The organism is Streptomyces sp. SID13031 (assembly GCF_010548305.1).
Lineage (GTDB): Bacteria > Actinomycetota > Actinomycetes > Propionibacteriales > Kribbellaceae > Kribbella.
Genome location: NZ_JAAGLV010000001.1, coordinates 24,730 through 37,125, shown reverse-complemented (window position 1 = coordinate 37,125; position 12,396 = coordinate 24,730). Strand labels below are relative to the sequence as shown.

The following is a 12,396-nucleotide window of genomic DNA, read 5'->3' as shown; positions in this document are numbered from 1 at the left end:
GGCCCACTAGCGGCTTGTCGTACCGCTGGCGCGCTACTTCCCGCTAGCGGTAACAGAACCTGCCATCGGCGTACGCCGGTCCGCCGCGCGCCGGGTCGCCGACCGGATGCGCCGGGCAAACCCATCAGGGCGGGCGAGGTCGGCCCAGGTGGCGCGGACTACCTCGTAGCCGAGATCGCGGAGGGCATCCTCGCGTTGCTTCTCCCGTACGAGCGGCAGGGCACTCGTGCCCGCGTACTTGAGGGCGCCGTCGAACTCGACGATCACCCCACTGTCCGCAAGCAAGAAGTCGACTCGCCCTACCAACCCACCCAGCTCATCCCGGATCTCGGCCTGCGGAAGCGGAGCGGGCAGACCGAGATCTGCCATCAGCACCCTCAAGCGGGACTCGCCGACGGACTCGGAGCGGCCGTCGCCGAACAGCACCGCTCGGGTCGCCGGGCCGATGCCGGTGCGATTCCTGAACAGCTCAAGCGCATCGACGAGCCCCGCCGGTGTCGCCAGCCCTCTTCGGAGGGCTTCGTCGACCACTGATACTGCGACCGGGTAGGTGGTCAGGAGGATCGCCTCCACCACTGCGCGCGGGGCCGGGGTCAACCGCACGCCACCCAACACGACCGACTCCAGTACAGGAGGGCGAGGCGCGTGCTGGCATACCGCAGTACCGGATCTGCCGAGGCCGGACAGCCTGGTCAGGTGAACGCGGCCCAGGTCGAGGTCGGTCACCTCGATCCCATGCAGTAGCGCGGCGGACTGATGGCTGACCACCGCGCGACCGCCGAGGCGGTGATAGAACGCCTTTGCCGCACGGAGATGCAACCACCTCGCCTGGTCCCACTCGGGGCGGGATTGGTGGTCCTCGCGCAACTCGGCATACGCGCCGCGGCACAATCGGACCCATCGCCCGGCGCGAACGCGGGCCCGGAGGTCGTTGTCGTCGTAGCCGGCCGCGTGGGCGTCCGCGCGCTCGAACCAGCCGCCTCGCTCAGCGGCCGTCGTCGCCAGATTTCTGTTCATACCGGAGAACATGCCGTCGTCACCTGGCCCGCAGGCGCGGCGGTTGAAACCTGTGGACGAACGCTGTTTGTTGTACCGCTGGCTTGCTAGATCACGCCAGCGGTACAACAAGGCGCTAGTCGGCGTGTTCCAGGACTCGGATTCGGGGGATGTTGAGTTCCCGGCGGGCGTTGTGGGCCCAGTCGGAGCACAGGAAGCGGGCTACTGTTTCGGGCCAGGCGACAACTACCACCTCCTGGCTCTTGGTGCTGGTGACCATGGTTCTCAGGGCCAGCAGGATCTCGCCGTGGGTGATGGAGACGTTGACCCGGCAGTCGTTGCGGCCGCGGAGTCTTCGTGAGCTGTGCTCGATCACCGAGGCCAGGTCGAACTGCGGATCGGCCAGGGCCGTCGCAGTCGTCGTCCTGCCCGGACTGAGCCCGGGGGGCAAGCCGGCGACCGCTGCGAAGCTGGAACCCAGCAACGCCATCGGTCCGCCGAGACCCTCGGTGGGGTGACTGGAGACCAGCAGGTGGTAGTCCACCGTCTCCTCGTGCCTTGCATGCAGGGCGGCGACCCTTCGCGCGTCGCCCTCGCTCATCTCCCGTTCGATGAGCACCACCACGTCGTACGTCATTCGTGGCTCCCTTCGCCGACACTTCCTTTGTAACCCCGTACACCAGGATCCGCAGGCATGATCGCCGAACTCGCGGCACAAAAGTCATCGAACTCTCACAAAGCTCATTGCATGAGCTCAGGAACGTCCTCCGCCCGGATCCGCCCGCGATCCTGCCCGGCCGCCCTCGCCCGTACTACGCCCTCCGGGTCGACCGGCCGCCGCTGATGCCAGTCGGTCACCGCCTGATAGGCAGCCGCGACGGCCAGCAACCGATCCTCGCCGAAGGGTTTGCCACCCAGAATCGTCCCGATCGGGATTCCTGCCGCGCTGAACCCGATCGGCAGGGCCAGCTCCGGAAGCCCGATCGCGTCGAACGGGGTGGGACTGATCTGCACCACGACGTCACACTGCTCGAACAAGTCGTCCAGCACCCGTCGCAGCAACAGCACCTTCGCGCGCTGGCCGGTCAGGTACTCGTCGGCGCCGAGCAGCGCGCCCTGCAGCCAGCCCGTCACCGAGACGCCGAAGCCGCGAAGGTCGGCGCGCAACATCGGCATGAATGGCTCGCTGCGCTCGGGCAGCCGCACGTTGTTGAAGGCGGCATTGGTCAGGACGTCCCACTCGTCGGGCAGCGTCACGTCGACGACGCGGAGGTCCTGCACGCCGGCCAGCGTGTCCAGGGCCGCTCGACGGGCAGCCGCCACCTCAGTTGTCCCGCTCGTGAAGCCGGGGATCACGCCGACCCTGGTCTTCCAACGGACGCGGACTTTGCGACCTCGTAGTACCGGGGTTGCGGCGGTGATCAGGTCGGGGACGGGTGGCAGGCCTTGCGTGCGGGGGTCGTTCGGGTCTTCGCCGGCCATCGCGGTCAGCATGATCGCGGCGTCTTTGGCGTCCCGGGCGAGCGGGCCGGGGTGGTCGCGGGTGTAGCTGAGCGGCACGATGCCGTACAGGGAGACGCGGCCCATCGTGGGTTTCAGGCCGGTCAGGTTCTGCGCGTTCGACGGCGCGGTGATCGAGCCACCGGTTTGCGTGCCGACGCTTGAGGTCGCCATCCGCGACGCGACGGCGGTTGCTGATCCGGAGGAGGAGCCGCCCGGGTCGGTACTCGGATCCGCGGGCGTCCAAGCGTTGACCGTGGTGATCCGGCCGTCCGGTGTGGTCGCGCGGGTCGTGGCCAGCGGGCCCATCTGGGTCTTGCCGAGGACGATGCCGCCGGCCGCCGTCAGTCGGCGTACCGCGGTCGCGTCGAAGGGCGGGACGAACTTCTCGAACAGGAAGGAGTTCGCCGTCGTCGGGATGCCGCGCGTGTAGTAGTTGTCCTTGATCGCGAGCGGGATGCCGTGCAGTGCGCCGCCACGCGACCGGCCGAGCGATTTCGCGCGGGCGAGCGCTTCGTCGGCGAGGACCAGGTTGAACGCCTGGTAGATGCCGTCGAACTTGCTGATGCGGGCGAGGTAGGCCTCCAGCAGCGCCTCGGGCTTCAGCCGTCCGTTGCGGATGAGCGTTGCGGCTTCGGCGATCGTCAGTTCGGTGACGTCGAGTTGGGCTTCCGGCCGTACGGGGGCGGTGAGGTTGTCGAGCGTCGGGGCGGTGGCTGGGCCTGCGTACGCGACCGACGGCAGGGCGACGGTGCCGACGGTCGCGACCGCTGCCAGTGCGCTGGCTCGGTGGAGGAAGGACCGCCGGTCGACGCGGGTGTCCATGGGGCCGTCTGCGGGGGCGTCCGCGCGGCTTGCCGGGCTCGTCATCGTGCCTGCCGCTTGACGTCGATGGACGGGTAGAGCGACGGCGGCGAGAGTTGTTGCGCCAGAGCAGCGCGGTCCTCGTCGCCTTCTACCCCCGGTACTGCGAACTGGTAGGCGCCGAGCGGGACGACCGTCGTCCGGACGAAACTGCGCAGGCCGGCCAGCGCGGTGTCGCGGCCGGGGCTGCCCGTCTCCGGATCCGGTTGGGTGCCGGGTGGGAGCTGGTCGAGATCGATACCGATCGAGGCGAGACGCGCGCGGATCATCACGTCCAGCTCGGCGTCCGTGGGTTGGCTCAACGTCACCGGAGTACTCCTCAGGTCTGCGGCGGAATCTGCAGACTTTTTATGTCACGACATGTACGCCGCCACATTTCGCTGAGGTCGCAGGGATGTTAAGCCTCCCCGCCTCCTCACGACGGCGCTCCCGACCGCAGCACTTGCGCGCGCCGGCCGGAAACCGGCCGGAGGGGTGCGCCCTTCCACCCCAGCGCCTATCGGGGGTTAACCCCTCAGACGGTGGGTTGCCCGGCCAGATTCCGAGGGGGCAACCCACCCTCTGGGGGGTTAACCCCCGAGACGTTTGCGAGGCGGCGGTGCGGAGGGGGCAGCGGCGGGTACTCGCTCCGTTGGAGGGGTGCGCCCGAACCTGAGCGGGTCTGACCCACACTTCGTCGTGCCCGGCGCCGGCGCGTTCTGGAGTGCGTCCGAATCTTGGCGGTGTCTTGGTCACTGCCGGAGCAGCGTCAGGCACTGGCAGCTTTGGTTGCCAGGGCGGTGAACTCCTCGACGCCGAAGGCAGTGCCGCCCATGCCCCAGCCGCCTTCGGCCGCCTCGGTGAGGATGACCCAGGTGCGGGTTGCGGGGTCGGTGACGAATTTGGCGACGATCTCGGTCGCCTCGCGGACGATCTGCTTCTGGCCGTCGCGGTTCAGCGAGCCGGGGGGCGTGATGATCTGCACCCGGACGACGCGGGCGGACGCGGAACTCGCGACGGAGACCGCTGCGCTCGGGAGTCGGTGGATGAAGGCGGCTGTGTTGTCCAGGTGGAAGGCGCCCGGCTTTGCGACGCCTTCGGCGCGGAGTACGGCGTGGGTCAGTTCGTCGCCGAGGGGACTGTCCGCGTCGGCGGAGAGCAGGTCGGCGGGGGCGTAGACGTCGATCATGGGCATGGCGGGCTCCTTCGGAGGATTATGACGATCGTCATAGCGGACGGTAGATTATGATGGCCGTCATAGTCAAGGAACGAGGTGGCATGGCGAACGAGGTCCGGACCCGGATGATCGAGGGCGCGATCGTGCTGCTCGCTCAGCGCGGGCTGCAGGGTGCGTCCTTCTCGGAGGTGCTTGAGCTGACCGGCGCGCCGCGCGGGTCGGTTTATCACCACTTCCCCGGCGGCAAGGATCAGTTGGTCGCCGAGGCGCTGGACCTGGCGACGACGCGGGCGCTCGAGCTGCTGCAGACGAAGGCGGGGGCGTCGGCTGTGGAGGTGGCCGAGTTGTTCATCGGTGGGTGGCGGGCGTTGCTGGTGAGGTCGGAGCTTCGGGCGGGGTGTTCGCTGCTGGCCGTGACTGTCGCGACCGACTCGCCTGAGCTGCGCGAACATGCCGCAAATGCCTTCCGCCGTTGGCGTTCCGGGCTCGCCGACCTGCTGGTGCAAGGCGGGTTGAGTGCCGAGGACGGCGCGAAGTACGCAGCCGCGCTACTCGCCGCCTCCGAAGGAGCAGTCGTCATGGCCCGCGCCGAACAAGACCTGGCACCGTTCGAGCTGGTCGCCTCAGCCCTGATCGAGCAGATCCGCCAAGCCAGCTAGACCGACCGGTACGCCGCGTGGCGCCATCCGCGGGTCGGGGGCCTGAGTCAGTGGGTGGGGAGGGGGGCTCGGGTGTCTGGGGTGAGGGTTGATAGGAGGTGGGGGGCGTCTACGAGGTTCAGGTTGGATGGGTCTAGTAGGTGGGGGTGGAGGGCGTAGACCTCGGCGCCTGATTTGGGGTCTATGTCGCCGTTGATGACTGCGACGAAGTCGGCGCGGTTGGCGGCGTCGAGGTCCCAGTCGCGGTCTGGCTCCAGGCGGGCCGTCAGTCGGCGGGCGAAATCGGCTATATCTTCGGTCTCGCCGCGTAGGTAGCCGACGATCGAATCGTCGGCACAGCGGACGACCACCTCGTTGGTACGAGCGGCCGCGTGCCAGCAGGACAGCTCCCACAGGCTCACCCGATCGCCGGCGCCGTGGACCTCTTCCGTCGCCGCCGCCATCAGCGCGATGTGGCCGCCGTACCGCGCGATGTTGTGCCCGTACCCGGCGGCGCTGAGGTTCACGTCGTACCAGCGCAGCTCCTTCGTGCGCAGGTCGATGCCGAACGGCAGCAGGATCTTCGCCGGCCCGGTCAGGTCGAACCGCTCCTCGACCGACGCCGGATCGAACAGCCCCGACGGCTTCCGCATCACCCCGGCGAACCCGCGCTCGAGATGCTCGAAAGCGACATCGTTGTAGCTGAACACCACTGGCAGCACGTACCGCCCGCCGACGCGCGCCACCGCGACGAGATCCAGGTCGACGAACTCGGTCGCACCCAGCGGGCCGGGCGCCGACGTGAGATCGCCTGAGTGCACCAGCGCGTCCTGGTCGAACCGGTATCGCGTGTAGTCGCAGAGCCCGACGAACCGCCACTCCTCGTCGAACACTGCAACGGACAGATCGAGATCCACCCGCCGCCCCTCGGGCTCGACCCAGTGCAGGAACAGCCGCAACAAGTCGTCCGGCGGGATCGGTTGCGAGCTGCCGCGCGTCATCCGCAGCAGCGACGAGGACGCACTCCGCTCCGACCCGGGCGCCGCCAGCCGGGACAACTCCTCGTCCAGGAACGCCCGCCGGACCCGCGGCAAAGCCGTTGCCCGGCGCAACAACTCCCCCACCAGTACTGCGCCCAGCGCCGCGGCCAGCTCGACTGGCAACGGGTCTCGCTCGTCCACGGTGGTCCAGATCCGAGTTGTCCCTCCGCGCGGGAAGAACAGTCGCAGATCCCCTGGTGGCGTACGCACCTGGCCGAGCGCCGCGGTCAGCACGACGGGCGACACGTCAGACACGGCTGTCGTGACAGCGTCGACCAGCGTGGTGTGCGCCTCCGGTGGCAACGCGCGAACCAGCTGGACGAGCCGGCGCAGCAACTCCCCCGGCCGCCCTCGCAACAGGTCGAGCGCCAACTCCGGCCGGCCATAGGTGAACGCACCCTCGACCCGGCTCGCGAACGTGTTCATCCTGAGCCGGCCGTCCTCCACCCGGATCAGCGGCTGACGAGCCGCCTCGCTCAGCACAGCGCGCCCGACAGCACTCGTCGCATCCACCCGGGTCCGGCGCAGTACAACAAAGGCCAACGCCGCCACCGGGTAGCGGGTCGCGAACTCGAACGGGTGCAGGTTTTCCGCGATCCGCTTCCACTCGCGCTCGTGCCGCAACATGTCCTCGACGAGCAACTCGACCGGCAGGCGATCGAGCCTGGCCAGCACCGTACGCCGAGTCGCCCGCGGCAACGATTGGCGTCGTACCGGCGGGGTCCGGAGCCCTGGATCGGCGCCCATCAACGCGTAGAGCAGGCGCAGCGCGTCGGCCGCTGTCTGGACGAGCTCGTCAACCAGGGCAGGAAAGCGCGGCATCAACTCGGCGAGCACCAGCGCACGAGTCTCGCGCACCGGGATGCTCGGGGGAAGCCAGCTCGGATCCGCCTCGGCCAGCAGGACGACGAGATCCGAGCGGTCGGCGGCCGACAACGCCGCACGTCGAGCGAGCAAATCAGTCGCCGTACTCCGCGCAGCGTCAGCGGGCGCCAATGCCAGCAACCGCAAGCGATCTGCAGCACCCGCCGGCGGCACCTCGTCGAACGACGGCTGCAGGAACGGATCGTCGGGATCGATCCGACGCAAGCACAGCGGGCAGGCACTGAAGTCGGAGCCGTCCCAGCACGACCGGCAGACCAGATGCGCACAAGGCGATACCGGATGAACCGTCTTCGCCTCGCCACACAGCACGCACGGCTGCTCGGGCTCTTGCAGCAGCCGGGCGAACACACGATCGATGTAGAAGGTCTCGGTATTGCCCGGCACGCTTTCGGGGAAGCCGCGGAAGAGGGGCACGTGCGAAGCGTCCGCCCCCGACTCCTGATCGAGCAGGTCGAGCATCGCGTTGCCCAGCCCTGCCAGAGCTAATGGGCTCAACCCGGAGCAGTGGCGATAGAGGCCGGCCGACAGCAGCAGTCCACGCTGGATCAGGTCGGCCTGCAACGCGGCCAGCCCGGCCTGAGTCGTCAGCGGTCGGCGCAACCATTGCCAGGCGGAGCGGCGTACGGGCGGGGTTAGGCGACTTGCGTCGACCAAGCGCCGGCGTCGCAACAGCACGGCGGCAAGCAAGTCAGGCATCGCGGCCTCCCCGAAGGCGACAGCTGCCCGGCGCGCGGGCGAAAGCCGTCATGGACAGAGCTGCCAGGGGCGGGGAGCGGACGCGCTACATGCCTTGGTGAAGGAGAAGGAAGCACGCCCAGGAGCCGCCCCTGGCAAGAAGAACGCTACCGGGCCCCACCGACAGTTTCGCTACAGATCCAGCCGGTCAGTTCGGCCGTCGATCCGGTAGGCCGCCGGGGCAGATTGCCCGGGCGCAAAAGAAGTCCGGCACCAGGGTCGGGGCCGCCCCGCCCAGACCCCGGTACCAGACAACTCCAGGATAGAGGCGTCGGACAAGCGACGCCTCACCGGTTGCCACTTTTGGCACTGATTTGCCCCTTCAAACCCTTGTATGCAGCACACCAGTGCCATTGCTGGTACTGACCAACCACCGTGCGATCGATCACACCGGCGCTGATCCCCCGTGCAGGGAAACCCTCGGTATCACGGGCTGGAGGTGTCAGGCCACGGATAGTGGTTATGGTCTCCGACATGGTGGGAGTGGTGGCGAAAGCGCGCTGGCGGGATGTCTTCGGGCATGCCGAGTTCCGCGCTCTGTTCATGGCCGGTGTGCTGTCTGTGATCGGCGACCAGCTCGCCCGGGTCGCGCTGTCCGTGCTGGTGTTCGATCGAACCCAGTCGGCCGGCCTGACCGCGCTCACCTACGCCCTCACCTACGTTCCCGATCTGGTCTTCGGGCCGCTGCTGGCCGGGTTCGCCGACCGCTACCCGCGGCGCCGCGTAATGATCGTCACGGACCTGGCGCGGGCAGTACTGGTAGCCGCGATGGCGATCAACGCGTTGCCGCTGCTGGCGGTCATCCTGCTGCTGGTCGCGCTGCAGGCCTTCGGCTCCCCGTTCAACGCCGCACGAGCCGCCACCCTCCCGGTGGTACTGCCAGGCGACCATTACGTCCTGGGCAAGGCCGCGAACGACATGGTCGTCCAGTTCAGCCAGGTGCTCGGCTTCGGTACCGGCGGGCTCGTAGTGGTCGCAGTAGGGACCTCCGGTGGCCTATTGCTGGATTCGGTGACCTTCCTGCTGTCCGCCGCGTTCATCGCTTTCGGCGTGCGCAGCCGCCCAGCACCAGCACAGGCACAGGCGGCCGAGGACGAGCCCAGACGCAGCTACTTCAAGGACCTGGTCGCAGGAGCGTCCCTAGTAGCCCGTACTCCGCGCCTGCGGGCTCTGGTGGTTCTGGCAACCGTCGCCGGGTTCTACGTCACCGTGGAGGGCCTGGCGGTCCCCTACGCCGCCGAGATCGGTGGCGGGCCGAAGGCAGCCGGGCTACTGCTGGCCGCCCAGCCCGCCGGCGCCGTCCTCGGCATGTGGCTTATCACCCTGTGGTCACCCGAACGGCGGATGCGATTCCTGGGGCCGCTGGCCGTCGCCGCCTGCGTTCCGTTGGTGTTTTGCGCCCTCCAGCCAGGTTTGCCCATCACAGTGCTGCTCTGGGGGCTGTCCGGCGCCGCCTCGGCCTACCACCTGCCGGCCAGCGCGAGCTTCGTCCAGGCAGTGCCCGACCATCAGCGGGGCCAGGCGTTCGGCGTCGCGAGTACGGCGCTGAAGAGCAGTCAGGGCCTCGGCATCCTGCTCGCCGGGGTGCTGGCCGAGCGATTCAAACCATCGCTGGCATTGGCCGTCATGGGCGCTGCCGGCGCATTGGTGGCGGTCGCGGCGGGCGCTGCCTGGCGGCGCGCCCGCCGAATTCCGGTCGGGTCCGTAAAGTCCCGGTAAATCGAATCCTGAAAGCTCGGCCGGGAAATCAGCCCGGCCAACCGTAAAGGAAGAGTAAAGATTTACTTTTCGTCACCAGTCGTTACCGCCGCCGGCGGCCGGGACGAACCAGTCGTTGCCACCGGTGAACCAGTCGTTCCCACCCCCGGTGAACCAGTCGTTACCGCCCGTGAACCAGTCATTTCCCCCGTGGAACCAGTCGTTGCCGCCGCTGAACCAGTCGTTGCCGGTACTGGTCTGACGCGCTGCCTTGCTCATGATCTCGACCCTTCGATGGAGGTTTCGTCCGTTCAATGAATCCGGACACAGGGGTGACCTGACGTGAACAGGCCGTTACGATGTACGCATAACCGCTCAGGTCGACTTGTGTGAGGCTCATGATGATTCTGATCGGTCGGAGTGCCTTCGTGCCACCCCGGCAATGGAAGCTCTGGTCGTTACCGCCCGCGGCGCTCGGATATGTGATTGCGATTGATTTGATCGCGGTCACAATTACCACACTGGCCGTGCGCTCGACACTGACCGGACCCAACGCCGGCGTCAGCTCCTCGGAGTGGGCCGCGTTCGCCGTCCTGGCCGTCGCCTCGACGCTGCACCTGGAGTCGGCCCGCGGGATCGAGCGGCGCCGGGAGATGGCCGCCAACACCTCGCCCCACACGAACCTGAAGTGCCTGTGGGTCTTCGCCAGCCTGCTGCTCCTGCCGCTGTCCCTGGTGATCCCGCTGATCGTCATGTCGTACCTGTACTCGTGGTTCCGCGTGTACGGACGGACAGTTGCCCACCGCAAGATCTTCTCCACGGCCACCTACGTCCTGGCCAGCGCCGCTACTGCTGCCGTACTGCGCGCCGGCGGCCTGCTCACCGAGCCGCGCGTACCGACAGGCCTCTGGTCCCTGCTCGTCGTGATCGCCGCCGCGGCGACCTGGTGGCTGGTCAACTACGCGCTCGTGATCGGCGCGATCCTGCTCGCCTCCCCGGAGGCGACCGCCCGCCAAGCGCTGGGCGAACTGTCCGACCAACTGGTCGTCTGCGCCGGCCTGGGCCTGGGGGTGGCGATCGCCGCGATGCAGACGTCATACCCATGGGTCGTCCCCGTGCTGATGGTGACCGTGCTCGCGCTGCACCGAGACCTGCTGCTCCCGCAGTACCAGCGGGCGGCCGCGACGGATGTGAAGACCGGGCTCGCCACCTCGTCGTACTGGGCCAGCGCGGTGCCGGTGGAGCTCGCCCGCGCCGAGACGCTGCGCAGTACGGTCGGGCTGCTGATGCTCGACCTGGACAAGTTCAAGGAGATCAACGACACCTACGGGCACCCGGCGGGTGACCAGGCGCTGAAGGCGGTCGGTGAGAGCGTCCGGGCCGAGGTGCGCCAGGGTGACCTGGTCGCGCGCGTAGGCGGCGACGAGCTGGCCGTGCTGCTGCCCGGTGCCTCGGAGACCGAGGTGCTGGAGGTCGCGGAGCGGATCAGGGACCGACTGGCCGCCCTGACCGTCTCGGTCAGTACGACGGGGACGTCGAAGACGACCATCACCGGCGTACCGGCGTCGTTCGGTGCCGCGGTCTACCCAGAGGTGGCGGCGACGATGGACCAGTTGATCCTGGCCGCCGACAACGCGCTGCTCACCGCGAAGCGGACCGGGCGGAACACGATCGTCACCGCGCGACCGCTCCCGCCGGCCGTGGGCGAGCGCGCCGACCAGCCCGTCGGCGACAACTGACCGTGGTACTGCCTCACTGAGCGACATGGGTCAGCCCTCCTCGAGGCGCTGGTTGCCATTACTGGAACCACTGCCCCAAGGAGGGATCGGTCTAACCGAAGGTCATCGGATCCTGATCAAAGCCTTACCAAGCAGTGACCGCGACTCGACCGCGGTGTGCGCCTCGCCGAGCTGATCGAGGGCGAAGGTCCGGTCGATCACCGGGATGAGGTCGCCTCGCAGTACCCGCTCCAGCACGTCCTCGCCGCTGATGGCGAGGTTGTTCCTGTCGACGCGCAGGTCCGCGATCCCCTTCACGGTGATGCCGCGGCGCTCGGCGTCTGCCGGGTCGTACGCCGCGAAACCGCCGCTCGGCGCACCGTGCGCGGAGAACCAGCCGCCATCCTTCAAGACGCCGAACGCGGTCGCCCCGAGCTCGCCGCCGGCGCCGTCGAACGCGATGTTGATGCCCTCGTCATTCGTTGCCTCTAGCACCAGTTTCTCCCAGCCCTCGACCGAGTAGTCGATCACGACGTCGGCGCCCTGGGCCTTGACTAGATCGAGCTTGGCCTGGCCGCGCGCCGCGGCGATCACGTGGGCGCCGGCCTTGTGCGCGACCTGGACCAGCAGGACGCCCATGCCACCAGCCGCGGCGGTGATCAGGACCTCTTTGCCTTGCAGGGCCGGCGCCAGCCGTTCGAGGAGGAGCGTGGTGGTGCCGTCAACGACGGCCGCCACCGCCACTTCCAGATTCAGGTCTGCCGGTATTTCGACGAGCTTCTCGACGGCCGCGACTCCTACTTCCGCATGCGCGCCGAAGTCGACGGTCCGGCCGATCACCGTCCGGCCGATCCACTTCTCGTCGACGTCCGGGCCGACCGACCGCACTACGCCGCCGAACGAGTTGCCCGGCACATACGGCGGTTTCACGTCGAAGAAGCCGCCGTGCAGCCCCTTCCGGATCGCCGTCTCGACGAAGATGAGGTCGGTCAGCTCGATGTCGACGAGCACCTGCCCAGGGCCGGCGACCGGTTCCGGCCAATCCTGTACTTCGATGACGTCCGCGCCGCCGAACTTCGTCACTACTGCTGCCCGCATGGGTCCGCATCCCTTCGTCGTCGCCGATGTTGCAATCGACCCTGCAACCTCAACGAAGGTTCAGGTCA

11 protein-coding genes are annotated in these 12,396 nt (G+C 68.3%); 3 read left to right on the top strand and 8 right to left on the bottom strand.

Going from position 1 to position 12,396, the window contains the following annotated elements; all coding sequences use genetic code 11:
* Nucleotides 1-33: 33 nt before the first annotated feature.
* The 5 genes from G3I17_RS00150 to G3I17_RS00130 form a co-directional block, all read right to left on the bottom strand.
* Nucleotides 34-1,017 (bottom strand): type IV toxin-antitoxin system AbiEi family antitoxin domain-containing protein, encoded by a 984-nt coding sequence (locus G3I17_RS00150; protein WP_164592657.1) that lies wholly within the window; start codon nt 1,015-1,017, stop codon nt 34-36.
* A gap of 115 nt (nt 1,018-1,132) precedes the next feature.
* The gene (locus tag G3I17_RS00145; RefSeq protein ID WP_164592655.1) at nt 1,133-1,633 is read right to left on the bottom strand and encodes a hypothetical protein; all 501 of its coding nucleotides are present in this window, start codon (nt 1,631-1,633) and stop codon (nt 1,133-1,135) included.
* A gap of 104 nt (nt 1,634-1,737) precedes the next feature.
* The gene (locus G3I17_RS00140) at nt 1,738-3,366 is read right to left on the bottom strand and encodes an amidase (RefSeq protein WP_164592652.1); all 1,629 of its coding nucleotides are present in this window, start codon (nt 3,364-3,366) and stop codon (nt 1,738-1,740) included.
* Nucleotides 3,363-3,668, bottom strand: coding sequence for a hypothetical protein (locus tag G3I17_RS00135; RefSeq protein ID WP_164592650.1), 306 nt, complete (start codon nt 3,666-3,668; stop codon nt 3,363-3,365). The genes G3I17_RS00140 and G3I17_RS00135 overlap by 4 nt, the downstream gene beginning before the upstream one ends.
* A 440-nt stretch (nt 3,669-4,108) precedes the next feature.
* Complete coding sequence (locus tag G3I17_RS00130) at nt 4,109-4,534, bottom strand: tautomerase family protein (RefSeq protein WP_164592648.1); 426 nt, start codon at nt 4,532-4,534, stop codon at nt 4,109-4,111.
* 83 nt (nt 4,535-4,617) lie between these two features.
* Here G3I17_RS00130 and G3I17_RS00125 point away from each other — a divergent pair, with 83 nt between their 5' ends.
* Nucleotides 4,618-5,175 carry a TetR/AcrR family transcriptional regulator gene (locus G3I17_RS00125; RefSeq protein WP_164592645.1) on the top strand — a complete coding sequence of 186 codons (558 nt, stop codon included), beginning with the start codon at nt 4,618-4,620 and terminating at the stop codon, nt 5,173-5,175.
* Between the two features lie 47 nt (nt 5,176-5,222).
* Here the strand turns inward: G3I17_RS00125 and G3I17_RS00120 are convergent, their stop codons facing one another.
* The gene (locus G3I17_RS00120) at nt 5,223-7,775 is read right to left on the bottom strand and encodes an MXAN_6230/SCO0854 family RING domain-containing protein (RefSeq protein ID WP_164592643.1); all 2,553 of its coding nucleotides are present in this window, start codon (nt 7,773-7,775) and stop codon (nt 5,223-5,225) included.
* Between the two features lie 513 nt (nt 7,776-8,288).
* Here G3I17_RS00120 and G3I17_RS00115 point away from each other — a divergent pair.
* Entirely contained in the window at nt 8,289-9,533 is a 1,245-nt protein-coding gene (locus tag G3I17_RS00115; protein ID WP_164592641.1) for an MFS transporter, read from the top strand.
* 72 nt (nt 9,534-9,605) lie between these two features.
* Here the strand turns inward: G3I17_RS00115 and G3I17_RS00110 are convergent, their stop codons facing one another.
* Complete coding sequence (locus G3I17_RS00110) at nt 9,606-9,791, bottom strand: DEAD/DEAH box helicase (protein ID WP_164592639.1); 186 nt, start codon at nt 9,789-9,791, stop codon at nt 9,606-9,608.
* Nucleotides 9,792-10,039: 248 nt separating this feature from the next.
* On the opposite strand from G3I17_RS00110, the gene G3I17_RS41935 reads away from it, so the two are divergent.
* On the top strand, nt 10,040-11,251 hold the full coding sequence (locus G3I17_RS41935) for a GGDEF domain-containing protein (protein WP_203589556.1): 1,212 nt from the start codon (nt 10,040-10,042) through the stop codon (nt 11,249-11,251).
* Nucleotides 11,252-11,353: 102 nt separating this feature from the next.
* On the opposite strand, the gene G3I17_RS00100 is transcribed toward G3I17_RS41935, so the two are convergent.
* The gene (locus G3I17_RS00100) at nt 11,354-12,328 is read right to left on the bottom strand and encodes a zinc-binding dehydrogenase (RefSeq protein WP_164592634.1); all 975 of its coding nucleotides are present in this window, start codon (nt 12,326-12,328) and stop codon (nt 11,354-11,356) included.
* Nucleotides 12,329-12,396: the final 68 nt, after the last annotated feature.